The 24,946-nt window shown below is 73.3% G+C and carries 25 protein-coding genes; 16 read left to right on the top strand and 9 right to left on the bottom strand.

The annotated features are described in order from the left end of the window. The first annotated feature begins 32 nt into the window (after positions 1-32). Positions 33-998, top strand: a complete 966-nt coding sequence (locus ACFYT9_RS11005; RefSeq protein WP_389162269.1) for a helix-turn-helix transcriptional regulator — start codon at positions 33-35, stop codon at positions 996-998. On the opposite strand, the gene ACFYT9_RS11010 is transcribed toward ACFYT9_RS11005, so the two are convergent. Then, entirely contained in the window at positions 989-1,909 is a 921-nt protein-coding gene (locus ACFYT9_RS11010) for an SDR family oxidoreductase (RefSeq protein WP_389162271.1), read from the bottom strand. The genes ACFYT9_RS11005 and ACFYT9_RS11010 overlap by 10 nt on opposite strands. A gap of 99 nt (positions 1,910-2,008) precedes the next feature. Between ACFYT9_RS11010 and ACFYT9_RS11015 the strand changes: the two genes are divergently transcribed. Beyond that, positions 2,009-2,536, top strand: a complete 528-nt coding sequence (locus ACFYT9_RS11015) for a DUF4240 domain-containing protein (RefSeq protein WP_389162273.1) — start codon at positions 2,009-2,011, stop codon at positions 2,534-2,536. A gap of 109 nt (positions 2,537-2,645) precedes the next feature. Here ACFYT9_RS11015 and ACFYT9_RS11020 read toward each other — a convergent pair whose 3' ends face one another. Next, positions 2,646-3,440, bottom strand: a complete 795-nt coding sequence (locus ACFYT9_RS11020; protein ID WP_387278680.1) for an SDR family NAD(P)-dependent oxidoreductase — start codon at positions 3,438-3,440, stop codon at positions 2,646-2,648. Positions 3,441-3,558: 118 nt separating this feature from the next. Here ACFYT9_RS11020 and ACFYT9_RS11025 point away from each other — a divergent pair, with 118 nt between their 5' ends. Further along, positions 3,559-4,197: a TetR/AcrR family transcriptional regulator gene (locus ACFYT9_RS11025; protein WP_389162275.1), complete on the top strand. Its 639-nt coding sequence runs from the start codon at positions 3,559-3,561 to the stop codon at positions 4,195-4,197. A gap of 36 nt (positions 4,198-4,233) precedes the next feature. Here ACFYT9_RS11025 and ACFYT9_RS11030 read toward each other — a convergent pair whose 3' ends face one another. Both ACFYT9_RS11030 and ACFYT9_RS11035 read right to left on the bottom strand, forming a co-directional pair. Then, on the bottom strand, positions 4,234-4,884 hold the full coding sequence (locus ACFYT9_RS11030) for a hypothetical protein (RefSeq protein WP_389162277.1): 651 nt from the start codon (positions 4,882-4,884) through the stop codon (positions 4,234-4,236). 87 nt (positions 4,885-4,971) lie between these two features. Next, on the bottom strand, positions 4,972-5,472 hold the full coding sequence (locus tag ACFYT9_RS11035) for a GNAT family N-acetyltransferase (protein WP_389162279.1): 501 nt from the start codon (positions 5,470-5,472) through the stop codon (positions 4,972-4,974). A 61-nt stretch (positions 5,473-5,533) separates the two neighbouring features. Between ACFYT9_RS11035 and ACFYT9_RS11040 the strand changes: the two genes are divergently transcribed. Together ACFYT9_RS11040 and ACFYT9_RS11045 are read left to right on the top strand one after the other, a co-directional pair. After that, positions 5,534-6,448, top strand: coding sequence for a TIGR01777 family oxidoreductase (locus ACFYT9_RS11040; protein ID WP_389162281.1), 915 nt, complete (start codon positions 5,534-5,536; stop codon positions 6,446-6,448). Positions 6,449-6,701: 253 nt separating this feature from the next. Beyond that, positions 6,702-8,129, top strand: a complete 1,428-nt coding sequence (locus tag ACFYT9_RS11045) for an FAD-dependent oxidoreductase (RefSeq protein WP_389162283.1) — start codon at positions 6,702-6,704, stop codon at positions 8,127-8,129. A gap of 12 nt (positions 8,130-8,141) precedes the next feature. On the opposite strand, the gene ACFYT9_RS11050 is transcribed toward ACFYT9_RS11045, so the two are convergent. After that, positions 8,142-9,632, bottom strand: a complete 1,491-nt coding sequence (locus tag ACFYT9_RS11050) for a regulator (RefSeq protein WP_387278675.1) — start codon at positions 9,630-9,632, stop codon at positions 8,142-8,144. A gap of 320 nt (positions 9,633-9,952) precedes the next feature. Between ACFYT9_RS11050 and lipB the strand changes: the two genes are divergently transcribed. The 4 genes from lipB (at position 9,953) to ACFYT9_RS11070 (ending at position 13,011) form a co-directional block, all read left to right on the top strand. Beyond that, complete coding sequence (lipB, locus tag ACFYT9_RS11055) at positions 9,953-10,762, top strand: lipoyl(octanoyl) transferase LipB (RefSeq protein ID WP_387278673.1); 810 nt, start codon at positions 9,953-9,955, stop codon at positions 10,760-10,762. A 101-nt stretch (positions 10,763-10,863) separates the two neighbouring features. Continuing rightward, complete coding sequence (gene lipA, locus ACFYT9_RS11060; RefSeq protein WP_389162286.1) at positions 10,864-11,832, top strand: lipoyl synthase; 969 nt, start codon at positions 10,864-10,866, stop codon at positions 11,830-11,832. A 242-nt stretch (positions 11,833-12,074) separates the two neighbouring features. Beyond that, positions 12,075-12,290, top strand: coding sequence for a hypothetical protein (locus tag ACFYT9_RS11065; protein ID WP_376604991.1), 216 nt, complete (start codon positions 12,075-12,077; stop codon positions 12,288-12,290). A 10-nt stretch (positions 12,291-12,300) separates the two neighbouring features. After that, complete coding sequence (locus ACFYT9_RS11070) at positions 12,301-13,011, top strand: DUF4191 domain-containing protein (RefSeq protein WP_360322339.1); 711 nt, start codon at positions 12,301-12,303, stop codon at positions 13,009-13,011. A 112-nt stretch (positions 13,012-13,123) separates the two neighbouring features. Here ACFYT9_RS11070 and ACFYT9_RS11075 read toward each other — a convergent pair whose 3' ends face one another. Next, positions 13,124-13,591, bottom strand: a complete 468-nt coding sequence (locus ACFYT9_RS11075) for an RDD family protein (protein WP_376605861.1) — start codon at positions 13,589-13,591, stop codon at positions 13,124-13,126. 256 nt (positions 13,592-13,847) lie between these two features. Between ACFYT9_RS11075 and glnA the strand changes: the two genes are divergently transcribed. Together glnA and ACFYT9_RS11085 are read left to right on the top strand one after the other, a co-directional pair. Continuing rightward, complete coding sequence (gene glnA / locus ACFYT9_RS11080) at positions 13,848-15,269, top strand: type I glutamate--ammonia ligase (RefSeq protein WP_189850283.1); 1,422 nt, start codon at positions 13,848-13,850, stop codon at positions 15,267-15,269. Between the two features lie 290 nt (positions 15,270-15,559). Further along, positions 15,560-16,366 carry a hypothetical protein gene (locus tag ACFYT9_RS11085; RefSeq protein ID WP_389162289.1) on the top strand — a complete coding sequence of 269 codons (807 nt, stop codon included), beginning with the start codon at positions 15,560-15,562 and terminating at the stop codon, positions 16,364-16,366. A 255-nt stretch (positions 16,367-16,621) separates the two neighbouring features. Here the strand turns inward: ACFYT9_RS11085 and ACFYT9_RS11090 are convergent, their stop codons facing one another. Further along, positions 16,622-16,897 carry a hypothetical protein gene (locus ACFYT9_RS11090; protein WP_389162291.1) on the bottom strand — a complete coding sequence of 92 codons (276 nt, stop codon included), beginning with the start codon at positions 16,895-16,897 and terminating at the stop codon, positions 16,622-16,624. Positions 16,898-17,020: 123 nt separating this feature from the next. Between ACFYT9_RS11090 and ACFYT9_RS11095 the strand changes: the two genes are divergently transcribed. Next, the gene (locus ACFYT9_RS11095; RefSeq protein WP_389162293.1) at positions 17,021-17,383 is read left to right on the top strand and encodes an arsenate reductase family protein; all 363 of its coding nucleotides are present in this window, start codon (positions 17,021-17,023) and stop codon (positions 17,381-17,383) included. A 200-nt stretch (positions 17,384-17,583) separates the two neighbouring features. Here ACFYT9_RS11095 and ACFYT9_RS11100 read toward each other — a convergent pair whose 3' ends face one another. Further along, complete coding sequence (locus tag ACFYT9_RS11100; RefSeq protein ID WP_389162295.1) at positions 17,584-18,927, bottom strand: erythromycin esterase family protein; 1,344 nt, start codon at positions 18,925-18,927, stop codon at positions 17,584-17,586. Positions 18,928-19,049: 122 nt separating this feature from the next. Here ACFYT9_RS11100 and ACFYT9_RS11105 point away from each other — a divergent pair, with 122 nt between their 5' ends. Then, on the top strand, positions 19,050-19,640 hold the full coding sequence (locus tag ACFYT9_RS11105; RefSeq protein ID WP_389162297.1) for a TetR/AcrR family transcriptional regulator: 591 nt from the start codon (positions 19,050-19,052) through the stop codon (positions 19,638-19,640). A gap of 144 nt (positions 19,641-19,784) precedes the next feature. On the opposite strand, the gene ACFYT9_RS11110 is transcribed toward ACFYT9_RS11105, so the two are convergent. Then, positions 19,785-20,711, bottom strand: coding sequence for a Gfo/Idh/MocA family protein (locus ACFYT9_RS11110; RefSeq protein WP_389162299.1), 927 nt, complete (start codon positions 20,709-20,711; stop codon positions 19,785-19,787). Between the two features lie 230 nt (positions 20,712-20,941). On the opposite strand from ACFYT9_RS11110, the gene ACFYT9_RS11115 reads away from it, so the two are divergent. The 3 genes from ACFYT9_RS11115 to glnII all read left to right on the top strand — a co-directional run bounded on the left by ACFYT9_RS11115 (position 20,942) and on the right by glnII (position 24,751). Further along, complete coding sequence (locus tag ACFYT9_RS11115) at positions 20,942-22,357, top strand: hypothetical protein (protein WP_389162301.1); 1,416 nt, start codon at positions 20,942-20,944, stop codon at positions 22,355-22,357. Next, complete coding sequence (locus tag ACFYT9_RS11120; RefSeq protein ID WP_389162303.1) at positions 22,354-23,532, top strand: hypothetical protein; 1,179 nt, start codon at positions 22,354-22,356, stop codon at positions 23,530-23,532. Before ACFYT9_RS11115 ends, ACFYT9_RS11120 begins: the two co-directional genes overlap by 4 nt. A 187-nt stretch (positions 23,533-23,719) precedes the next feature. Next, a complete protein-coding gene (gene glnII, locus ACFYT9_RS11125) occupies positions 23,720-24,751 on the top strand; it encodes a glutamine synthetase (protein WP_376604296.1) in 1,032 nt (343 codons plus the stop codon). The last annotated feature ends 195 nt before the right edge of the window (positions 24,752-24,946 follow it).

Raw genomic sequence — 24,946 nt, forward strand, 5'->3', positions numbered from 1 at the left:
TCGAAAAGAGGGCGTCGCGCATGATGTGAGTCATGCGCGCCGCCCGACTCATCAAGATGGTCCTGCTCCTCCAGAACCGCCCGTCCATGACGGCGGCCGAGCTCGCCGCCGAGCTGGAGGTGTCGGAGCGGACCGTCACCCGTGATGCCCTCGCCCTCTCGGAGGCGGGGGTTCCGGTGTTTTCGGAGCGGGGCAGGGCCGGCGGGTACCGGCTGGTCGGCGGGTACCGGACGCGGCTGACCGGGCTCGCGAAGGACGAGGCGGAGGCGCTGTTCCTCTCCGGGCTGCCGGGGGCGCTGCGGGACATGGGGCTCCAGGACGCGGCCTCGGCGGCCCGGCTGAAGGTGTCGGCGGCGCTGCTGCCCTCGCTGGCGGACGCGCCGGGCTCGGCGGCCCGCCGGTTCCATCTGGACGCGCCGGGCTGGTACCAGGAGCCGGTGACGCCGGAGCTGCTGCCGGCGGTGGCGGAGGCGGTCTGGGACGACCGGCTGCTGTCGGTGCGCTACCGGCGCCGGGACGGTGAGGAGGTCGAGCGGGAGCTGGCGCCGTACGGACTCGTCCTGAAGGCGGGCGTCTGGTACGTGTGCGCCCGGGTGGGGAGCGCGTACCGCACCTACCGGGTGGACCGGTTCACCGCGGTCGCGGTCTGCGGGGAGCGCTTCGAGCGGGACCCCGGCTTCGAGCTGGCGGTCTTCTGGGCGGAGCGCGCGGAGGAGTTCGCGCGCTCGCTGCTGCGGGCCGAGGTGGTGGTGCGGCTCACGGAGGCGGGGGCGCGCCGGCTGCCGTACGTGACGGACCGGGCGGCGGCGGAGGAGGCGCTGGCGGGTGCCGTGCCGGACGCGGAGGGCCGAGTGACGGCGACGCTCCGGGTGGAGGGCGAGGACGTCGCCTTCGCCCAGCTGTTCGGGCTCGGTCCGGAGGCGGAGGTGATGGCCCCCGCCTCCCTGCGGGCCCGCTGCGCCGAGGCGGCTCGGGCGGCGGCGGAGCTCTACCGGTAGTCGGCCACGTCCGGCGTGCCGGTCTCGCCGGCGACGATGAAGCCCCAGGCGTCCGGCCGGGAGCCGTCCGCGTCGGTGAAGCCGTACTCCTTCGCCAGGCCGCCGCTGGAGAGCGACTGTCCGGTCCAGCGGCGGCGGTCGGGGTCGGCGGCGAGGGCGGCGACGGCCCGGCCGACGTACACCGGCGACTCGGAGACGGCGAAGTCGGGGAGCTTCGCGGTGGCGTCGCGCCAGTTCTCCTCGGTGACGCCGAAGGCGGCGAGCATCTGCTCGGACCTGAGCCAGCCGGGGGTGACGGCGACGGCTGTGGCGCCGTACTCCTCCAGTTCCTTCGCGAGGCCGAAGGCCATCCGGATCGGCGCGTTCTTCGTGAGGTCGTAGTAGAGGTTCTCGCGGAAGCGGGTGGCGTTGTAGGCGGCGGTGCCGTCGGTGACCTCGACGACGAGCCCGCCGGGCTCGCGGATCAGCAGCGGGAGCGCGAGGTGCGAGGTGATGGCGTGGGTGCGCACGCCGAGTTCGAGCATCCTGAGGCCGCCGGCGAGGTCGTTCTCCCAGGTCTTCTTCCCGAAGACGAGGAGGTGCTCGCCGCCCCAGACGTCGTTGACGAGGACGTCGAGCCGGCCGTGGTCGCGGTCGATCCGGTCGACGAGGGCGCGGACCTGACCGGGTTCCAGGTGGTCGGTGGGGACGGCGACGCCCTCGCCGCCGGCGGCGGTCACCAGTTCGGCGGTCTCCTCGATGGTCTCGGTGGCGCGGCCGACCTCGCTGACCTTCTCGCGGGTGGTGCGGCCGGTGACGTAGACGGTGGCTCCGGCGGCGCCGAGCTGGACGGCGATGGCCCGTCCGGCGCCCCGGGTGGCCCCGGCGACCAGGCAGATCCGTCCGTGCAGCGGCTTCGTTTCGGTGGTCATGGCTCTCAGACTGGCAGCGATACCCGACATCTTCTGTCCGGATGGAATCCGGACTTTCCGGGTGCGTGGCGGTCGCGGAGACAGGATGCTGGAGCCGTGATGGACGAGACCGAGTTCTGGGAGATCATCGACGCCACCCGCGAGGCCGCCGAGGGCGACCCCGAGGAGCAGGCGGATCTGCTCGTGGAACGGCTGACCCGGCTGGATCCGGACACGGTGCTCGACTACGCGCGCCATTTCGAGGCCCGCTTCAACCGCGCGTACCACTGGAACGTGTGGGGCGCGGCGGCGGTGCTGCTCGACGGGGCGGGGGCGGCCGAGGAGGGTTTCGACGCGTTCCGCTGCTGGCTGATCGGCCAGGGGCGGGAGGTGTACGAGGGCGGTGTGCACGATCCGGACGGGCTCGCCGAGCTGCTCGACGAGTTCGACCCGGAGCTGGACGGGGACGGCGAGGAGATCGGTTTCGCGGCGGACGAGGCGTACGAGACGCTGACCGGCACGGAGACCCCGGACCTGGGTCTGGTGATGCCGGACGGGGAGCCGGAGGGGGCCCGGCTGGACGTGGCGGACGAGACGGCCCTCGCGGCCCGGCTGCCCCGGCTGTGGGAGCGGTTCGGGACGGAGTAGCCGAGGGCCCGGGCGGGGGAACCGGGGCCCTCGGCGGCCTCGGGGCGGCCCGTCCGCGGATGCGGGCGCTCCCGCGCGGGGAGCGTGTCCGCGCGCGGGGCGGCGGGCGTCAGAAGTGGGTTCCGCCGTCGATGCGGATCTCGGTGCCGGTGATGAACTTCCCGTCCTCGGAGGCGAGCATCGCGACGACGCCGGCGACCGTCTCGGGGCCGGCGAAGCCCTGGCCGAGGGCGGGGGCGAGCTTCATGAAGAGCGACATGTCGGCGTCGGCGGGGAGGCCGGGGCCGAGGGACTGCCTGCTGGCGCCGGAGCCGTCGGTCATGCCGGAGGAGATGGAGCCGGGCTGGACCGCGGTGAAGCGGATGCCCTGCTTGGCGTACTCGGCGGCGAGCGCGTGGGTCATGGACTGGATGCCGCCCTTGCTGGCCGCGTAGGCCGCCATGTAGGGGTGGGCGAAGAGCGCGGAGGTGGAGGAGAAGTTGACGACGGCGGAGCCGTCGCCCTCCAGGAGCGCCGGGATCGCCTCGCGGATCATCAGGAAGGTGCCGGTGAGGTTGATCCGGAGCACCTGCTCGAAGGAGTCGAGGCTGGTCTCGTGGGTGTGCGAGGAGCGGAGCACGCCGGCCGCGTTGACCAGGACGTCCAGGCCGCCGAGGGCGCTGACGGCGGCGGCGACGCCGGCCCGTACGGACTCCTCGTCGGCGACGTTCACGACCACCGTGGTGAGGCGGCCGGCCGCGTCGCCGGCCTTGGCGGCGGTGTCCTTCAGGCCGTCCTCGCTGATGTCGGCGGCGACGACCCGGCCGCCCTCGGCGAGCATGCGCAGGACGGTGGCCTGGCCGATGCCGGAGCCGCCGCCGGTGACGAGTGCGCGGCGTCCTTCGTAGCGGGTGAGCTGGTTCATGGCGGCAACCTCTCGATGTCAAGCTTCCTTGCCTGATGACCACCGTACGCCTGGATGGCACGTTTTGCCACTACTGCACATCGCGCATCCTCCGCACCTCGCGGCGTACCCTCGTACGGTGACCCACCGACCCGAGCCCGCTCCCGCGCCGCCCTCCCTGACCCAGCGCCGCAAGGCCGCCACCCAGCTGGACATCGCCCGCGCGGCGGCCGAGCTGTTCACCGAGCACGGGCCCGACGGCACCACGGCCGAGTCCATCGCCCTGCGCGCCGGCGTCGCCCTGCGCACCTTCTACCGCTACTTCCGCTCCAAGCAGGACGCGGTCGCCCCGCTGCTCACCACCGGCGGCGACCGGTGGCGCGACGCGCTCGCCGCCACCGCCCCGGGGGTGCCGCTGCGGACCGCGCTGGAGGAGTCGATCGCCGCGTCGCTCACCCCGGCCGGCGAGGCGGAGGCCGAGGCGCTGCGCTGGACCCGCGGACTGCTGCGGGCGGCGCGGACGGACCCGGCGATGCGGGCGGTCTGGTACCGGGTCAACCAGGAGTCCGAGGAACGGCTCCGCGAGGTCCTGGCCGTCCTGGCCGGACCGGCGGCCGACCCCCTGGAGGTACGGCTGGCCGCCGCGGCCGCCACCGACGCGAACCGGATCGCCCTGGAGAGCTGGGCCGAGACCGACGCCCCGGTCGCGGGCCCGGACTCCCCCGCCGCCCTCGCCCTGCGCTGCCTGCGCGGGCTGGCGGGAGGGCTGGAGCTCTAGGGCGGGTTTGGAGAGTCCCGCCCGGGGCTGTCCGGGTCAGGCCAGGTTCACGAGGAAGCTCGACAGGAGCAGGAGCGCGATCAGCGCGTGCACGACCGTGGCGGCGAGCACCGTGGGGCTCTGGTAGCGGAGCAGCAGCCGGACGCCCCACACCAGAGCGGTGCCGACGCCGCCGGTCGTGACGACCAGGAGGACGACCGGTCCGAAGAAGACCGCCGACAGGACGTATCCCAGCATCATCGTCGGCAGGCCCAGGAGCCAGATCCAGACCGTGCTCATGTGGAGGTGCGGCGGCAGCGGAGGCCGCGCGCCCGGGGTGGGGTACGCCGTCGGCCGCGGCGGAAGCGGAGGTGGCGGCGGGGGCAGTGGTGCGGGGTGGCCGACCGGGGCCTGCTCCCGCGGGAGTTCCGTGTCCCCCGACGCCTCCGTCACCGCCTCCACCAGGAACGAGGCGAAGGCCGCGTCCCGGGCCATCTCCTCGGCCAGCACGGACACCGCGATGGCCGAGGAGCCCTCACCTGGTTCGGACCGCAGCCGCGCGAGGGCCGCCGCCCCCAGTTCGCTCGCCCTCAGCCGGTCCTCCACGAGCAGGCGCAGCCGGGCCCGCCGCCGCGCCGTCCCCGGGTCGGCGTCCGGGCCGTCCGTCACCAGCCGTAACGCGCGCTCCGCCCACTCCGCTTCCCGCACCCCGTCCCCCTCCGCACACGTGACGCACGAGAGCAACCACCGCGCCGAGCGTACGGGCGCGGCCGCCCTTTGCCCAGGGGGCCGGTGCTACGCCAGCGCCCGGCCCATCAGGACGTCGTCGACCGGCTCGCCGTCGAAGACGAACTCGCCGGGCAGCACGCCCTCGACCGCGAAGCCCTCGGCCTCGTAGAGCGCGCGGGCGGGGACGTTGTGGCCGAGGACCCGCAGGGTGACGCGGGTCGCGCCGTCGGCGTGGGCCTTCGCGAGGGCGGCCCGCAGCAGGGCGCGGCCCACCCCCTGGCCCCGGGCCTCGCCGGCGACGGCGAGGCCCTGGATCTGCCGGACGTGGGCGTTGGAGGCGAGCGGGGTCGGCGGGACCACCCGGATGTACCCGAGGAGCGTCCCGGCCCGCTCGGCGACGAGGAAGTCCGCGGGCCGGTGGCGGTCGTCGAAGAAGGGCTCGTACGGCTCCGAGGCCGGGGGCAGCACCGCGTGCAGCGGGGACCAGGTCGCCCGGTCCAGCTCGCCCAGCGGTTCGGCGTCGCCCTGAAGGGCGCCTCGGATCACGAAGGTCTCCGGCACGGTCATGCCGCCACTCTGCCATGCCCCGGTCGGCGACGGGCGGCCGGGAGCCGGGCAGGATGGGCGCATGCAGCCTTCCGCCCTCCGCAAGCGGGTCGCCGTCACCGGAGCCTCCGGGCTCATCGGCGCCGCCCTCGTCCGTTCCCTGCGCGCCGACGGTCACGACGTCCTCCGGCTCGTCCGCCGCCCGGCTAGGACCGCCGACGAGGTCGAGTGGGACCCCGCGCGGCTGTACGTGGACGGCGCCGGGCTCGTCGGCGTCGACGCGGTCGTGCACCTGGCGGGCGCCGGCGTCGGCGAACGGCGGTGGACCGAGGCGTACAAGAAGGAGATCCGCGACAGCCGGGTGCTCGGCACCACCGCGATCGCCCGGGCCCTCGCCGGGCTCGCCGAGCCGCCGGAGACGCTGGTGTGCGGCACGGCGCTCGGCTATTACGGGGACACCGGCAGCCGCGCGGTGGACGAGAGCGCCCCGGCCGGCACCGGCTTCCTGCCCTCGGTCTGCGTGGAGTGGGAGGCGGCGGCCGCCCCCGCCGAGGAGGCGGGCATCCGGGTGACGTACGCCCGCACGGGTCTCGTGGTGGCCCGTCAGGGCGGCGCCTGGGGACGGCTCTTCCCGGTGTTCAAGGCCGGTCTCGGCGGGCGGATGGGCGACGGCGGCCAGTACTGGTCCTTCATCTCGCTCCACGACGAGGTGGCGGCGCTGCGGCATCTGATGGACACTCCGTCGCTCTCGGGCCCGGTCAACCTGACCGCGCCCGAACCGGTCACCAACCGCGAGGTCACCGCGGCGATGGGCCGGGTGCTGCGCCGCCCGACCCCGTTCCCGGTCCCCGCGGCCGCCCTCAAGGTGGTCCTCGGGGATTTCGCGGCGGACGTCCTCGGCTCCCAGCGGGTGCTGCCGGGGCGGCTGCTCTCCTCCGGCTTCACCTTCGCGTTCCCCACCATCGACGCCTCCATCCGGGCCGCCGCGGCCCGCTGAGCGGGCGCCGGGGGCGGCTCGCCGATCGGGCCGGAAGGGGGACATCGCGAGCCCGGCCCGATCGGCTGCGCGCCTCCCAGCGCCCCCTGCGCTCCCCCGTGCTCCGGGAAGCCCGCCGCGCGCGGGCCCGCTGCCGTGGGAGCGCTGCCTAACCTCGGTGCCCACCAGTCGACATGGATCGCGAACCCGGGCATTCCGGGGGCCGGTTGGGGGCATAGGCCACCAACAGGCGGCGCAGACCTGGGAGGGGCACGTGCTCAGTACCGCACGCAGCGCACAGCAGGCACAGCACGCGGACGGCGTCACGGAATGCGGCTCCGGACCGGAGGCCGCGCGGGGCACGGTCGTCCCGCGGCCCCGGCCGGCGGAGCACACCGGGGCGGGCGACGGGGCGGGGGACGTCGACGTGGTCGTCGTCGGCGCCGGGATCGCGGGGCTCGCGGCGGCCCGGCGGCTGACCGGGGCGGGGCTCTCGGTCGCCGTCCTGGAGGCCGAGCCGTTCCTCGGCGGCCGGCATGCCACCGGCGAGACCGACGGCTTCCGGCTCGACCGGGTGGGCCGGCTGCTCACCCTCGCGCCGGAGGAGCTGCGGGCCCTCCCGGGCCTCGACGGCGTGGTGCCGCGCGCCTTCGCGCCCGGAGTGCTGGTCCACTCCGACGGGCGGTACGCGCGCTGGGGCGCCCCGCCCCCGCGCAGCCGGAGGGGCGCGTTCAACGTGGCGCGCGCCCTGGCGAGCGCTCCCCGTCATCCGGCGGCCTCGCTGGACCAGGCGCGGCTCGGCGCCTCGCTGGTGCGGCTCGCGGCGACCCCGACGCACCGGCTGCTCGCCCGGCCGGAGCGGACCGCCCGGGAGGCGCTGTCGGGCCGGCTGCCGGCCAGGACCGTGCAGACGGTGCTGCGTCCGCTGCTCGCGGCGCTCCTCGCCGATCCGGACCTGGAGGTGTCGAGCCGGCGCGCGGACCTGGCGCTGCGGGCCTTCGCTCGGGGCCGGGTGTCGGTGCCCGAGGGCGGTTCGGCGGCGGTGCCGTCCCGGCTCGCGGCGGTGCTGCCGGAGGGCACGGTACGGACCGGGGTCCGGGTCACGGAGGTGTCGGCGTCGCGGGTCGCCACGGCCGAGCACGGCACGGTCGGCTGCCGGGCGGTGGTCCTGGCGACGGGGGCGCGGACGGCGGCCGGGCTGCTGCCGGGGCTGCGGGTCCCGGCGTACCACCCGGTGACGGTGCTCCACCACACGGCTCCGGTGGCACCGACGGCGGATCCGACGCTGCTCCTGGAGGCGGACCCGGGCGGGCCGGTCGCGCACACCGCGGTGATGAGCGCGGTGGACCCGACGCGGGCGCCGGCGGGCCGGCCGCTGATCACCTCGACGGTGCTCGGGACGCCGCCGGACGACACCGAACGGCGGGTCCGCAAGCACCTGGCGGCGCTGTACGGCACCTCCACGGACGAGTGGGAGCTGCTGGCCCTGCACCACACCCGGGACGCGGTCCTGGCGACGCCCCCGGCGCACGACCCGTGCCGCTCGGTGCGGCTGCTCGCGGGCCTGTACGTCTGCGGCGACCACCGCGGGGCGGGCACCCTGCGCTCCACCCTGGCCTCCGGGGAGCGCGCGGCCGGGGCCGTCCTGGCCGACCTGGGCCTGCGCGCGCCGGTCCTGGAGGAGGCGGAGGAGGCGGCCTGAGGCCGCGGCGGGTCAGCCGAGGGCGGCCACGCGGTCGCGGTAGGTGCGGACGGGCGGGGCGTCGCGATAGGGCTCGAGGCGGCGCTCGAAGTCGCGGACGTACTCGATCGCGCGGGCGGAGCGCATCTCGGCGGCCTGCTGGGCGGCCTCGGCGCCGAGCGCGCACGCCTGGTCCAGTTCGCCGAGGGCGAGCCGGGCGGTGGCGAGGACGACCCGGCAGAAGAGGCGGCTGCGGGCGTAGCCGGGGGCGCGGAGCTGGAGCGCGCGCTCGGCGTGCTGGGCGGCGGGGCGGTACTGCTGGAGGTCGCGGTGGCAGTGGCCCAGCTCGTCGGCGAGCTGGGCCTCGTCGAAGGCGCGGGCCCAGGAGGGCACCTCGTCGCCGGGCCGGGCGGACTCCAGGGCCCGCTCGGCGCGGACGAGGGAGGCGCTGCACGCGCGGGCCTCGGAGAGGACGGCGTGGCCGCGCGCCTCGACGGCGTGCAGCATCGCCTGGACGACGGGCGGGGCCGCGGAGCCGACGCCCTGCTGGGCGACCCGGGCGAGCTGCACGGCCTCGCGGCCGTGGCCGAGGTAGACGGCCTGGCAGCTCATGGTGAGCAGCACGTAGGAGCCGTACGCCCGGTCCCCCGCGGCCTGCGCGAGGCGGAGCGCCTGCACGAAGTAGCGCTGGGCGAGGCCGTGGGCGGCGATGTCGTACGAGGTCCAGCCGGCGAGCCGGGTGAGGTCGGCGGCCGCGGCGAAGAGCCGCCGGCCGGTGGCCTCGCCGTAGGTGCCGCGGAGCATGGGCTCGGCCTCGTGCTCCAGGTAGCGGACGAGGGCCTGGCGGGCGTGGCCGCCGCCGTAGGCGTGGTCCAGGGTGCGGAAGAGGTCGCCGACGGAGCGAAGGGCGGCGATGTCGCCGCCGGTGACGCGCTGCCCGGGGCCGCGTTCCGTCCCGCGCTGGCGGGGGACGGAGAAGCGGCCCTGCGGGGGCACGCGGGGGTCGGTGCCGATGGCCCGGACCGGTCCGCCCCCGGGGCGGACCACCGGCACGGGGGCGGCCGGCTCGCCGCGGGCGACCCGGTCGTCGGCGCGGCCGATGAGCCAGTCGCGGCTGGGCACGACGAGTCCGGCCGGGGTGAAGGCGATCTTGCGGAGCTCGGCGTGGCTGCCGGAGTCCTTGCGCCACAGGCCGCTGACGATGTCCACGGCCTCCTCGGGGGTCGCGGCGAACTCCAGGCCCGCGTAGACCGGCGCGCAGGCGTCGAGGCCGAGGTCCTGGGCGGAGAGCCGGCGGCCGAGCCGGCGGGTGAAGACCTCGGCGATGAGGGCGGGCGTGGTGCCGCGCGGCTGCTGCCCGCGCAGCCACCGGGTCACCGAGGTCTTGTCGTACCGCAGGTCGAGCCCGTGCTCCAGTCCCAGCTGGTCCACCCTTCTGGCGAGCCCCGCGTTCGAGAACCCGGCTTCGGCGATGAGCGCGGCGAGCTGGCGGTTCGGGACGCGCTGCGGTGGTCGTTCCGTCATCGGCTGTGCGGTCTCCTGCCTTCGGGCGCAGGTGGCAGCCCGTTTCGACCCTCATGGAACGGCGTGAATGTAGCGGTCATCCCGGCCCGTACCGCCAGCTTCGCCCCACATTCATCCGATCGTGTGAGGAACCGGAACCCTCGTTGCCATTCCGCGCTGACCGGAGCCCACCCTTCCGGGGCGGTGCCGGACCCCCCGAAGGGTTTCCGGCGTGTCGCCGTACAGTGGCATGGGCGCGTATGACGCAGGGTGCCGGGCCGGCTCCCGCCCCGGGACGATCCCCGGAACCCGGCCGCGGGCACCCAGGAGGAGGCATGGCCGTGAGTGAGCTGCAATTCGTCCGCCTGGGCTTCGGCGAGGACGCCGTCGAGTACCGGACGGCCTGGGACAAGCAGCGCGAGGTGCACGCCGCGCGGTTCGCCGACGAGACCGGCGACATCTGCCTGCTCCTGGAACACCCCCCGGTCTACACGGCGGGCCGGCGCACGGCGGAGAACGAGCGGCCGCTCGACGGGACCCCGGTCGTCGACGTCGACCGCGGCGGCAAGATCACCTGGCACGGCCCCGGCCAGCTCGTCGGCTACCCGATCCTCAAGCTGCCCCGCCCGGTGGACGTCGTCGCGCACGTGCGCCGCCTGGAGGAGGCGCTGATCCGCACCGCCGCCGACTTCGGCGTGGCGACCAGCCGGGTCGAGGGGCGCAGCGGCGTCTGGGTCCTGGGCGACCCGGTCGAGCAGCGGCCGTCGCTGGGCGGGCTGTCGCTGGACTTCGACCCGCGGCTGACGGACGAGGAGTTCGACCCGCGTCTGAACGGCCCCGAGTACGCCCCCTCCAACGCCGGCCAGCGGCGCGAGGACCGCAAGCTCGCCGCCATCGGCATCCGGGTCGCCAAGGGCGTCACCATGCACGGCTTCGCGCTCAACGTGAACCCGGACAACGCGTGGTTCGACCGGATCATCCCGTGCGGCATCCGGGACGCGGGCGTGACCTCGCTCGCCAACGAGCTGGGCCGGGACGTCACGATCGAGGAGGTCCTGCCGGTCGCCGAGCGGCACCTGCGGGACGTGCTGGAGAACGCGGAGCTCAGGCCGCGCGAGATCGCGCGCGAGACGGAACGGGCCTCGGCCTAGGAATGCCTGGCTCTGGCCATGGGTTGGCCAGACGTAGCAAGGCATGGAAGCAACGGGCGTACCCTGGTGTGCGCCGAAGAATCGAAGCTACAGGAGCCGATGTGTCCGCAGTCGCACCCGACGGACGCAAGATGCTGCGCCTGGAGGTCCGGAACGCCCAGACCCCCATCGAGCGCAAGCCCGAGTGGATCAAGACCCGCGCCAAGATGGGGCCCGAGTACACCAAGATGCAGAGCCTCGTGAAGAGCGAGGGCCTGCACACCGTGTGCCAGGAGGCCGGCTGCCCCAACATCTTCGAGTGCTGGGAGGACCGTGAGGCGACCTTCCTCATCGGCGGCGACCAGTGCACCCGGCGCTGCGACTTCTGCCAGATCGACACCGGCAAGCCGGAGGCGCTCGACCGCGACGAGCCGCGGCGCGTGGGCGAGTCGGTCGTCACGATGGACCTGAACTACGCCACCATCACCGGCGTCGCCCGCGACGACCTGGAGGACGGCGGCGCCTGGCTGTACGCCGAGACCGTGCGCCAGATCCACCAGCAGACCGCCGAGCGCGCCGCCGGCCGCACCAAGGTCGAGCTGCTCGCCCCGGACTTCAACGCGGTGCCGGAGCTCCTGGCGGAGGTCTTCGCCTCCCGCCCCGAGGTCTTCGCGCACAACGTGGAGACGGTGCCGCGGATCTTCAAGCGGATCCGCCCCGGCTTCCGCTACGAGCGCTCGCTGGACGTCATCACCAAGGCCCGTGACTACGGTCTGGTCACGAAGTCCAACCTGATCCTCGGCATGGGCGAGACCCGCGAGGAGATCAGCGAGGCGCTCCGGCAGCTGCACGACGCCGGCTGCGAGCTCATCACGATCACCCAGTACCTGCGCCCCTCGCTCCGCCACCACCCGGTGGAGCGCTGGGTGAAGCCCCAGGAGTTCGTGGAGCTGAAGGACGAGGCCGACGAGATCGGCTTCTCCGGCGTGATGTCGGGCCCGCTGGTCCGCTCCTCGTACCGCGCCGGCCGTCTGTACCAGCAGGCGATCGAGAAGCGGGGCTCGACGGTGGACGCCGTTCAGGCGGTGTGAGTCGCCGCACAAGCGGTTACCTGCCGGTAGGACACGGTGGGAGGGCGGCCCGTACGGCCCCGCAGCTCAGCGGGGCGGTACGGGCCGCTCCGCCGTACGGAGGGCCGGCGTCAGCGTTTCATCAGTGTTTGACCGCCGGGTCATGCGCTGGTAACACCGTTCTGTGAGCATGGATCCACACACCGCCACCAGCCGCTCACTCCCCCACCTCGTCTCATCCGCACTGCGAGAGAGGACCCCTCATGCCGGCCGCATCGACCCACGTCCGGGCCGCCGCCCTCCCGTCCGTCACGGACGCCCTCCGCGCCGTCGAGGGGCTGCTCCTGGGCGCGGGACAGCGCACCGCACGGCGCAACGCCTGGACCTCCGTCCTGGAGGACCGCCGCCGCGCCAAGGACCGCATCGAGGCCCAGCACGTCCTGGAGGCCGCGTCCGGCCGGACGTCCCGGGCCACGTAGACTTCAAGACATGGCGAGGAAGGCAAACACGGGCGGCGCTGACGCCGCGAACCCCGGGCGACTGAAGCAGATCGCCCTCACGTACAAGATGACCCGGAAGGCCGACCCCAAGGTCGGGCTCGTCGTGGCCGGCGTGGGCATCGTCGTACTCGGTGTCCTCCTCGGTATCGGCTTCCTGATCGGACACCCGGTCTACCTGGGCATCCTGGGCTTCGTCCTGGCGTTCCTGGCGATGGCGATCGTCTTCGGACGGCGCGCCGAGCGGGCGGCCTTCGGACAGATGGAGGGCCAGCCGGGTGCCGCCGCGGCGGTGCTGCAGAACATCGGGCGCGGCTGGACCGTGACCCCAGCGGTCGCGATGAACCGCAGCCAGGACGTGGTGCACCGGGCGGTCGGCCGCCAGGGCATCGTCCTGGTCGGCGAGGGCAACCCGAACCGGCTGAAGCCCCTCCTCGCGGCCGAGAAGAAGAAGATGGCCCGCGTCCTGGTCGACGTGCCGGTGACGGACCTCGTCGTCGGCAACGACGAGGAGCAGGGCCAGGTCCCGCTCAAGAAGGTCCGCACCAAGATGCTGAAGCTGCCCCGGCTGCTCAGCGGCCCCCAGGTGACGGCCGCCAACGACCGGCTCCGGGCGATGGGCGACCTGATGTCCAACATGCCCCTCCCGAAGGGCCCGATGCCCAAGGGCATGAAGATGCCGCGCGGCGGGAAGATGCGCTGACCCGCACGAGAACGAGAACGGCGGTGCCCCGGACCTCACGAGGTCCGGGGCACCGCCGTTTCGCGTCCGGTGGGCGCGGCGGGTCGTTTCCGCGTCCGGTGGGCGCCGCGGGTCAGACGCGCACCTGGACCGCGCCCGAGAGGCGGTCGTGGAGGCCGCGGCCGTCCCGGTCCCAGATCAGGGCGGGGATCGCCAGACAGGTGAGGGCGGCGCGGAGCACCGCGCGGGGCAGCGTGATCCGGCCCCCCTGGACCGAGACGACCCGCAGGCGGAAGAGGAGCTTGCCCGGGGTGGCGCCGACGGTGCCCACGGTCAGGGCGTTCAGGACGAACAGGATGAGCAGGGCCCAGTTCGCGGTCGCCTGGTTGTAGCCGTCGGTGAGGAGACCGTATGCGATCAGCAGGCACAGGCCCCAGTCCACGGCGAGCGCCCCGAGCCGCGCCCCGGGACGGGCGATCGAGCCCGGTCCCTCCTCGGGGAGGCCCAGCTGCTTGCCCCGGTGGCCGAAGTCCACGCCTGCTTGCTCCGCCGCGGCGCGGGGGCCGGAGAGCCACGATCCCAGTGCTTGCCTGTTGTCCACCCGACCACCGTACTGCGCCCGTTTTCGATCACTTCGGTCCGGGTACGCGTGGGGCGCGTCATGAACACGACGGGGGCGCGGCGCGGGGCGCGACACGGAGCGCCGCCACCCGCCCCGGTTAACTTCGACGAAACAAATGGGTCATGCTTGAGAAATCCCGACTGCCTAGGGTCGGGTCCGAGCGTGCGCCACCGCACTGGCCGCATCACCGAGCTGCAACCCCGCCCCTCCCCGGGCCGGGAGTAGGAGGAGTTGGATGTCCAAGCACGGGTTCCAGAACGCCGAAGAGGTCGCGAAGTTCATCAAGGACGAGGACGTCAAGATGGTCGACGTCCGCTTCTGCGACCTTCCCGGCGTGATGCAGCACTTCTCGATCCCTGCGACGGCCTTCGACCCGTCCGAGGAGCTGGCCTTCGACGGCTCGTCGATCCGCGGCTTCCAGGCCATCCACGAGTCCGACATGTCGCTGCGCGCGGACCTCTCCACGGCCCGTCTGGACCCCTTCCGCCGCGACAAGACGCTCAACATCAACTTCTTCATCCACGACCCGATCACGGGTGAGGCCTACAGCCGCGACCCGCGGAACATCGCGAAGAAGGCCGAGGCGTACCTCGCCTCCACCGGCATCGCCGACACCGCGTACTTCGGTCCCGAGGCCGAGTTCTACGTCTTCGACTCGGTCCGCTTCGAGACCTCCGCGAACCAGGGCTTCTACCACATCGACTCCGAGGCCGGCGCCTGGAACACCGGTGCGGAGGAGAACAACCGCGGCTACAAGGTCCGCTACAAGGGCGGCTACTTCCCGGCCCCGCCGGTCGACCACTTCGCCGACCTGCGCTCCGAGATGTCCCTGGAGCTGGAGAAGGTCGGCCTCCAGGTCGAGCGCCAGCACCACGAGGTCGGCACCGCCGGCCAGGCCGAGATCAACTACAAGTTCAACACGCTGCTCGCCTCGGCCGACGACCTGATGCTGTTCAAGTACATCATCAAGAACGTCGCCTGGCGGAACGGCAAGTCCGCGACCTTCATGCCGAAGCCGATCTTCGGCGACAACGGCTCGGGCATGCACGTCCACCAGTCGCTGTGGTCCAACGGCGACCCGCTGTTCTACGACGAGGCCGGTTACGCGGGTCTCTCGGACACCGCCCGCTACTACATCGGCGGCATCCTCAAGCACGCCCCGTCGCTGCTCGCCTTCACCAACCCGACGGTGAACTCCTACCACCGCCTGGTCCCGGGCTTCGAGGCGCCGGTCAACCTGGTCTACTCGCAGCGCAACCGCTCCGCCGCCATGCGCATCCCGATCACGGGCTCGAACCCGAAGGCCAAGCGCGTCGAGTTCCGCGCGCCGGACCCGTCCTCGAACCCGTACCTCGCCTTCTCCGCCCTCCTCCTCGCGGGCCTCGACGGCGTCAAGAACAAGATCGAGCCCATGGAGCCGATCGACAAGGACCTGTACGAGCTCGCCCCCGAGGAGCACGCGAGCGTCCCGCAGGTCCCGACCAACCTGGAGGCCGTGCTCAAGGCCCTGGAGGAGGACAACGAGTACCTCCAGGCCGGCGGCGTCTTCACCTCCGACCTGATCGAGACCTGGATCGACTACAAGCGCACCAACGAGATCGCCCCGATCCAGCTCCGCCCGCACCCGCACGAGTTCGAGCTCTACTACGACCTCTAAACCGCGAGGCGCACAGACGCACGGCTGAGGGCCGCCGCCCCGGAAGGACTCCGGGGCGGCGGCCCTCGCCGTTTCCTCGTGCCGTTCTCCCCCGCGGGCCCGTGGCGGTCCGGTAGCGTGTCCCTGTCGCCGGTCCGCCACGCGGGTCCGGGAGCCGGCAGTAGTACGCGAGCCCGGAACTCGCCGAAGCCGAGCAAAGGTGTGGAGCACCTGCCGCGTGGGTGAGAGGTTCCTGTTCTCTTCCGGTATGTGATCCCTGGCGCGCCGACCGGGCGGCGCTGAGGTGAAACATGCCCGCACACACAGCCATCGCCCGCGACCGCTCCCTCGGTCTCGACGACTGCCGGCCGGAACAGCGGGCCTTCCGCGTCCTGTTCGCGCTCGGCTACTTCAACAACGATCCCCACGCGTACGAGGGACCTGCCGGCTGGCACGTCTCGGTGCTCTCCGCCTACACCGTCACGCTCTCCCCTCGCCGGGACCGCCTGGTGATCATCGCCGACGTCCCGGACAACGTGACGCGGCGGCTGCTGCGCGGCCCCGCGGGCGGCAGCGGCCTGCCCGGGCTTCGCTTCGTCGAGCACCGCGGCTCCTCCAGCTACGTCCTGCGCCATCTGCCGACGGGAGCGGAGCTCGTCGTCACGGGCAACGCCTCGGGCAAGCCCGAAGGCCGCGTCTCCGAGCCGCACTTCGACACCTTGAGCACCGCCGTGCCGGTCACCGAGGTGGAAGCGGAGCAGCTCCGTCGGGTGCCCGAGGCGACCGAGGACGCGCAGCGCCTCCTCGCCGGGGTCCTGACCCGCATCACCGCCCGCGACCCCCACCGCTGCTGGGCGATCGGCAACTGGTTCTACGATCCGCTGACCCGCCCGGGATGGCTCGACATGGACCACAGGCAGCACCGGACCCTTCGGGGCCGCGGCGACCACTGGGTGCTGAGCTGGGGTGCGATTCCGTACGCGAGCGATCTGGTCGCCTCCGTGACGGACCCGGTCATCGGCATCGCGGGGGCCGGGCGGGAGCGGGACGGCGGAGACACCGTGATCACCCTCGGCACCGCGTCGCTCCGGCTGCGCTCGGAGGTGCGGACCTCATGATGCAGTTCCCTGTGATCGATGCGGGCATCCCCTGGTGGGCCGCCTGCCTGCTCGCGGTGTTCTCGGCCCTCGCGTGGTCCGCCCTGAGGGCGCTCCGCATCCTGGTTCCCAGCAGGTCCGAGGACCTGCTCAGGTGGTGGATCGCCGTCCTTCGTCACCGCCGGCTCCGCTCACCGTCCAGGAACACGGCCGCCGCCCCGGAGTCACCGGAGCGGCGGCCGCAGGGGTCATCACCCCCTCCGCGTCGGCGTCGCGTCAGTGGGTCTGGCGGATGAAGGTGCGGACCAGGCGGCAGGTGGTGTCGGAGGGCGGGTGGATGCCTATGCGGATGGCCGTGGTGCGGATGGTGGCGTTCGTGGCCTTCGACGGGATGTAGACGCCGGCGTCGAGGAGGGCGATCGCGAGGCGCATGGCCTTGAGGCGGCGGTTGTGCGTGATGTACCACGCGCGCGGGCGGCCGGCCGGGAGGGGCTTCTTCAGGAGCGGCGTGAAGGGTTCGATGGACGGCCTGCGGATCACGGCTGTTGCCATGGGCTACCTCCTGGCGAACGGTGGCGGGGGCCCTCCCCGGGGCCCTTGCCTTCAGCTCCTATTTTAGTGGCTGCCACTGACAATCGGGCCTGGTCGGACGGGGTTTACGGGTAGCTTGGAGGGATGGAGATCTGGATCAATCCCGCCTGTTCCAAGTGCCGCGGCGCCCTCACCCTGCTCGACGCCGAGGGGGCCGAGTACACCGTCCGGAAGTACCTGGAGGACGTGCCCTCCGCGGACGAGATCCGGGGTGTCCTGGAGCGGCTGGGGCTGGAGCCCTGGGACATCACGCGGACCGGCGAGGCCGTCGCCGGGGAGCTCGGCGTGAAGGGGTGGGGGCGGGCCCCGGAGGACCGCGAGCGGTGGATCGAGGCCCTGTCGGCGCACCCGAAGCTCATCCAGCGCCCGATCATCACCGCCGACGACGGCACGGCCGTCGTCGGGCGCTCGGAGGAGGCCGTGCGGGACGCGCTCGGGCGGGGCTAGGCGATGTCTTCACATGATCTTGCCTGGTGGATCACGGTGTCACGATGCGTCGCCATGAACTGTCCGACTCCGAGCGGGAGTCGTGGGCGTGACATTTGACGACAGAGCCCAGGGCGTCTCGGTCTCGGCCTCCGCGGTTCGGTCGGCCTTGGCGAGCTGACCGCACTTGCCCTTCGCGAGACACCCGCCGGCTCGGCGAGTCACCGGAGGATGTGGGCGGCTTCGACCTGGTGGAGGTGGATGAGGATGTCGTAGGAGCGGCCGAGGGCGGTTGCCGGGTCGTCGGTCGACCAGTACAGGCCGTAGGAGCGGGTGGGGCGGGCTTCGGCGAGCCAGGTGCGGGCCGCTGGGGGCGCGGTGCGCAGGTCGATGCTGAAGTCGCGGTGGCGGAGCCTGTCGAGGGTGTACTCGTTGTGCCCCTTCGGGGCGGGGGCGACGGTGTATGCCTTGGGCTGCTGGGCGGTGAAGTCGGGCAGGGCGTTGACGGTGCCCTGGTTGAAGGTCAGGCCGATGTTGATGTAGTCCAGGCCGAGTTGTGCGCGCAGGAAGGCACCGGTGGGTTCCGGAAACTCAGCCGGGTTGTCGCTGGTGTAGGCGACGTGGCCGTTGTTGGAGGCGAGCAGGATGCGGCCGCCTTCGTGTCGCAGCCACCAGGCTGTGTTGGCGGCCATGGCACGGTCGCGGTAGCGCATGCGCTCGGGGAACTGCTCATCGGGGAAGGCGTAGCCGGTGAAGCTCTGGGCGATAGCGGTGGCGTTCTGCAGGGCCCAGGCGTACGCCCGATCGGTGTCGCGGCCCGTGGCGCGGGGGCGGCCGTGGTCGCGGAGCAGCGCCACGGCGGCGTCGGCCCGGTCGGCCTCGGCGCGGCGTGTCGGGACGTCCTTGGTCAGCTGGCCGACCATCCACGGCCCTGCTTGCGTTCCGGCCGTCGGCTTCAGTTCCGCGTAGAGGTCGCCGATGCGCTCGGCCAGGTCGGGGCGGTGCGCGGCGAGGTAGTCGGTGACGTGGTCGAAGGCGTCGGGTCCGGCATAGCCGAGGTCGTTGCCCACGAACCGCAACGGCGGCCGGTCGGGGTGGGTGATGTTGTAACGGCGCATCCACCGGATCAGGTCGAGGTACTCCTGGGTGTTCCAGAAGACGTACTGGCCCTGGAACTCGTCCCGCATGATCTGCGCGGGATCGCCGATGCCGCGAGTGACGTAGGCGTCCAGTCGCAGGCCGGTGCTCCAACTCGCCTCCAGGGTGAAGGTGGTGAAGCCCTTGGTGGCGACAAGATGGCGGAAGACCCGCTGCTTGAGCGTGAAGAACTCGTGGGCGCTGTGGCTGGCCTCTCCCAGGCCCACGACGCGGGCGCCGCCGATCATACGGCCGAGCCCGTTCAGGTCGCTCAGGGGCCGTGAGCTGCGGTTCAGGGCGTTGACCGGCTCGGCGGCCGAGGGGGTCGACGCCGCGGCGGTGCCGGTGCCGAGGGTCCCTGCGGCGAGGACGGCGGCGGTGGCCAGGCTGAGCAGACGGCGGCGGCTGACGGGGTGCGTGTGGCTCATGGGATCTCCCTCGACTGGTGGGTGCGGCACGACAGTACTCAGAATTTGGGCGCTTGCACAAGACGCACGTCTCATTCATTCGCCTCACGCGTACGCGCAATACATCGGGTAGCGTTCTCGGCATGGGAAATCGCGAGGATCTACTGGCGGGAGCCAGGCGCTGCCTGGAGGAGAAGGGCTGGGCCCGGACCACGGTGCGCGACATCGTGACGGCGGCCGGCGGCGTGAGCATGGCGGCCATCGGCTACCACTTCGGCTCCCGTGAGGCGCTCTTGAACGCCGCGCTCATCGAGGCGATCGACGAGTGGGGCACACGGATCGGCCGCACACTGGCCTCCTTCGGCGAAGCCGGAAGCAGCCCGGCCGTGCGCTACGAGGCGATGTGGGCGGAGATCATCAAGTCCTTCCAGGACGACCGGACGCTGTGGCTGGCCACGCTCGAAGCCCTGCTCCAGGCGGAACACTCCGACGATCTGCGCCGCTACCTGGCCGGAAGTCAGGCCCAGGGCCGCCAGGGTCTGGCCGCACTGCTGCTCGGCACACCCGAGGACGAGATCGACGACACCGCCGCCCGCACCCTGGGCGCCGCGCAGATGGCCCTGTTCACCGGTCTGATGACGCAGTGGCTCACCGACCCCGACCAGGCTCCTGACGCCTCTGAGATCGTCGCGGGTCTACGCGCCCTCACCGGCATCGTCGACGCCCACGAGTAGCCGAGGCGTCGACGGGGCCACCCGATCGCCGGACAACGACAGGCAGCGGGCACGTCCCGTCCGGCCGTCCCGGTCCGGAACTTCCGCACGATCCCGTTCAGGACCCTGCGGTCGTCCAGCCGCTTGCGCCCCCGCAGGCCCGTGTCAGAGAGTCCCGGTGCGGGCTTCCGTCGTGGCGCGGGCTTCCGCTTCGGTGAGGAGTTCCGTGAGGCGGAGGGCGAAGCGGGCGTCGCAGGGGTGGGGGGTGCCGGTGCGGGCCGCCGCGAGGAGGGCGTCGACGGCGTGGGTGTACGCCTCCGCCGCGCCGTTCCAGGCGGGCAGCTCGGCGCGGCCCTCCGTGCCGTACAGCGTGATCGCCGCGCCGGCCGCCGCCGGCGGGGCGCTGAGGGTGAGGGTGGCGGTGCTGCTCGCGCCCGAGGTGTGGCGGAGGGTCAGGTGGTGGGTGTCCTGCGGACCCTTCACGGCCGTCAGCGAGGTCACGTCGCCGAGGACCGGCAGGAGGACCGAGAGGACGTGCGGGCCGACGTCCCAGAGGCCGCCCTTCTCCCGGCGCCAGGGGGAGGCCGCGTACGGGCTCTCGGAGCCGGCCGCGTAGAGGGAGCCGAGCCAGCGGGCCTCGGCGACGTACCAGCCGCCAGCCGCCCGCTGCTCCTCGATCCATCGGGCGGTCTCGGGGGCGAAGCGCAGGGTGCAGAAGACGACCGAGGCGACGTCCGCCTTCTCCGCCGCCTCCACGACCTCCCGGGCCCCGGCGACCGTGGTGGCGAGGGGCTTGTCGAGGAGGAGGTGGCAGCCGGCCTCGGCCGCGCGGGCGGCGACGCCGGCCTGGACGTCCGGCGGGAGCGCCACCGCCACGGCGTCGCACTCCGCCAGGAGCAGGTCCAGGTCCTCGTACGCGCGCGTGCCGAAGGCCGCGGCCAGCTCGGCGGCCGCCTCCGGGCGCCGGCCCCACACCCCGGCGAACTCGACCCCCTCGTGCGCGGCGAGGGCCGGCGCGTGGGTGCGGGCGGCCCAGGGGCCGGTGCCGACGAGTCCGATACGGGGGCGCTGGTGTGCGGGGAGGAGAGCCATGGGACCAGTCTGCCCTCCCGGCCGCGCGGGGTCCCGGCCGCGGGGTCCCGGCCGCGCGGGGTCCCGGCCGATATCCGGTGGCCGGGCTCCCCGGGGCCGGTGTTAGCGTGCACGGGTGCCGGCCGCGGGACTTCGGCGTGACTTCCGGAACCTGCCTGGTAAAGCAACGTCTTCGCTGATCGCGCTCCCCTTCCCCGGCCGGCACACCGACACGCGAGAAGGGGGACGCCGTGTCCGAGCTCGTCGCCGCCGAGGACGTGCTGCTGTTCGTCAACGCGGCCGTGACCGCCACCGGGCAGCGGGAGTTCCGCTCCTCCGCCGCCGAGCAGCGGCTGTCGCTCGACTTCGTCCACGAGTACGTACGGGTCAACTACCGGCCGCTGTACGCGGCGTCCCTCGCGCTCGACATCAACGACCACAACGCGGCCCTCGTCGTCGAGCAGCTGCTGCGGACGCCCGGCGAGGCCGGCGAGGGTGAGGGCCGGCTCGTCGCGGCCCGGCTGGCGCGGATGGCGCCTCAGCGGGTGTACCGGCTCTTCGGGCGGCTGCGGCAGGCCGGGGTGAACAACCGGCGCACGCGCGCGATCGCGCGGGAGTGGCTGGCGGCCCGGCCCGATCCGGCGCTCGACGCCGTGAAGTACCGGGCCGGGGTCAAGGCCGTCCACAAGCACGCGCACGTGCCGGCCGCCGACGCCGAGACCGGGGACTTCCTCTTCGCGCCGGGGCGCCGGGTCCGGTACGAGAACCGGACGCTGGAGGCGTACCGGCGGGCGCAGTACGACGAGAGCGCGCTGTACGGCCTTCCGTTCACCGTCGCCGAGGGGTTCGCGGCGAAGCACGGGGTGGACCGGGCGGTGTTCCTGGAGCGGATCGCGCCCCGGATGACCCGTCTCGAACGGCTGCGGAGCGAGCGGGCGGCGGGGCGCGGGGCGGGGGCCTCGGACCTGGCCGTGATGCCGCTGACGCGGCTGGCGCTGTACGTGCTGTCGCTGCCGTTCGCGGAGCGGGCGGCGCGGCGGGAGGAGCTGACCGGATCGCTGCGGGCCGCGGCGCTCCGGGCGGCGGGTCCGTACGCGGGGAGCTGGGGGCGGGTCGCGGCCGTGCTCGACGACAGCTTCTCCTCGTCGGGTTCGGCGGTGAAGCGGCGCCGGCCGCTGGCGGTGGCGCTCGGCTGCCACTTCCTCCTGGAGGCGCTGGCGGCGCCGGGCGCGTACACCGGCCTGTGGACCTCGGGCGGTACGGATCCGCTGCTGGTCCGGCCGTACGGGCCCACCCCGCTGGGGCTGCGGATCCTGGACGCGCTCGACGGCGGGCCGGAGCGGCTGGTGATCGTCTCGGACGGCTGGGACAACGCGCCGCCGGGGCTCGCGGGCGAGGTGCTGCGGGTCTGGCGCTCGCGGCTCGATCCGGACCGGCGGACCGCGGCGGTGCATGTGAACCCCGTATACGACGCGGGGGTGTTCGACGTGCGCCGGCTGGGGCCTTCGGTGCCGGCGGTCGGGATCCGGGACGCGGAGGACCTGCCGGCGCTGGTGGAGATCGCCGGGTTCGCCGAGGGGCGGACCGGGCTGACGGAGCTGCGCGCCTATCTGGACCGGCGGGTGGCGGACTGCCTGGCGGCGCACGAGAAGGGAGCGGGGGCGTGACGCGGATCGATCTGACCGGTCTCGAGGTCCGTCCCTCGCAGGTCTGGGGCGGGGTGCGGCTGGTGCCGCTGGTGCGGGCCGAACCGGTCGCGGGGCTGCGGCTGCACCGGGAGGTGTACGGGAGCGCGGCCCGGTCCGACGGCGGGTACGTGTCGTCCCCCTCCTCCGTCGACGTCGGCGACGGCTCCGTCTACACCTCGTACATCCCGCACGGCTTCGTCGCGGACTGGTCGGGGGCGGAGCGCGAGGAGGCGGTGTACGGGACGCGGCTGGGGGACGGGCCGTCGGCCACCGTGCCGCTGCGCGCCCCGCACCACCGGCTGGCGAAGCGACGCCGCGGCGAGCGCCGGCTGCGGTTCCTGCCGCTCCACCTCGCGCTGGACGGCTATCTCTCGCTGCACTTCGGCGGGCCGTCGGTGCTGTGGGAGGAGTGGTCGCGGGAGGCGCTGCGGCGGGGGCTCTCGCCGCGCGCGGAGGCGGCGTACGCGGGCGTGGACGTGCCGGGGCTGGCGGAGGCCCTGCGGATCTTCGAGCTGCACCCGGGTCAGTGCGGGGTCCTCGTGTACACGGCGGACGCGCTGGCAGCGGCGTTCGTGGTGCCGCACCCGGAGGACTACCGGCTGCTGCACCCGACGCTGGTGGAGGACCTGTACGGCGAGCTGGTGCACCAGTACGCGTACTACGGCGGCCCGGTGCCCGAGTTCGCGGCGCGGATCCGGGACGGGGCCGGCGGGATCCGGGACCTCACGGACCTGCGGGCGGCGGCCCGGGAGCAGGAGCGGCGCTGGGCGGTGGCGCACGACGGGCTGATGGCACGGGACCTGCTGGAGACCCCGTACGCCTTCGAGCGGGTGTACCGGATGGGGTCGTTCGAGCTCCACCGCTTCCTGCCGCCGTTCCTGCGGGACGGGCGGGAGCAGCACATCGGCGAGCTGATCTCCGACCACAAGGGGCGGACGGCCTATCTGAAGACCTTCCGGCTCTCGGACGCGCAGGTCAGGCGGGGGTACCTGCTCCGCCGGCTGGCGGCCTGCGACTGGCACCCCGGCCGGACGGCCGAGGAGCTGGGGACCTCGCGGGACGAGCTGGTGCGGCGGATCCGGGCGGCGGGCTTCGGCGCGCTGCTGGACGCGCACGGGCTCGCACAGGCGGCCCGCAATGCGCAGGAAAGCTGAGTAACACGGGGTTCACAAACGGGCAACCGAAGGGAAATCCCGTGTTGCGAAGCTGCGGTCACACGAAAGGCGCAGTCACGGCGGGCCGGGTACCGGTCGGGCGGTCGGCGCCGACACCGCAGCTCTCGCAGCGCCGCGAGCCGCCGCGGACTCCCGCAGCAGCACGCCACGCCCTAAGGATGACCCCGTGACCTTCAAGGCTGAGTACATCTGGATCGACGGCACCGAGCCGACCGCGAAGCTTCGCTCGAAGACGAAGATCATCGCGGGCGAGGTCCTGCCGCTGGCGGAGCTGCCGATCTGGGGCTTCGACGGTTCCAGCACCAACCAGGCCGAGGGTCACGCGTCGGACCGCGTCCTCAAGCCGGTCTTCACCTGCCCGGACCCGATCCGCGGCGGCGACGACATCCTGGTGCTGTGCGAGGTCCTCAACACGGACATGACCCCGCACTCCTCCAACACCCGCGCCGCGCTGGTCGAGGTCGCCACGAAGTACGCCGCCCAGGAGTCGATCTTCGGCATCGAGCAGGAGTACACCTTCTTCGAGGGCACCCGTCCGCTCGGCTTCCCGGTCAACGGCTTCCCGGCCCCGCAGGGCGGTTACTACTGCGGCGTCGGCGTGGACGAGATCCACGGCCGTCCGATCGTCGAGGCGCACCTGGAGAACTGCCTCAAGGCGGGCCTGGGCATCTCCGGCATCAACGCCGAGGTCATGCCGGGCCAGTGGGAGTTCCAGGTCGGCCCGCTGGCGCCGCTGGAGGTCTCGGACCAGCTGTGGATCGCCCGCTGGCTGCTCTACCGCACCGCCGAGGACTTCAACGTCTCCGCGACGCTCGACCCGAAGCCGGTCAAGGGCGACTGGAACGGCGCCGGCGCGCACACCAACTTCTCCACCAAGGCGATGCGCGAGGGCTACGACGCGATCATCACCGCCTGCGAGTCGCTGGGCGAGGGCTCGAAGCCGCTCGACCACGTCAAGAACTACGGCGCGGGCATCGACGACCGTCTGACCGGTCTGCACGAGACCGCCCCGTGGGACCAGTACTCCTACGGCGTCTCCGACCGCGGCGCCTCGGTCCGCATCCCGTGGCAGGTCGAGCAGGACCAGAAGGGCTACATCGAGGACCGCCGCCCCAACGCCAACGTGGACCCGTACGTGGTGACCCGCCTGATCGTGGACACCTGCTGCGAGGCCCTGGCGAAGGCCGGCCAGGTCTGACCGTCCCGCTCACGCGCTTCCCGGGAGGGGCGCCCACCGTTCCGCACGGTGGGCGCCCCTCCCGTCGTGCGTGGTCGTCCGGTGTGTGCGGTCGCCCGTCGCGTGTGGCCGTCCGGTGGTGCGGTGACCGGCGCGTGTGGTCGTCCGGCGCGGGTGCGGGGCTTCGTCATGTGGTCCGCGCGACAGGGGTTTTGG

This window comes from Streptomyces sp. NPDC004435 (assembly GCF_042873895.1).
GTDB lineage: Bacteria > Actinomycetota > Actinomycetes > Streptomycetales > Streptomycetaceae > Streptomyces.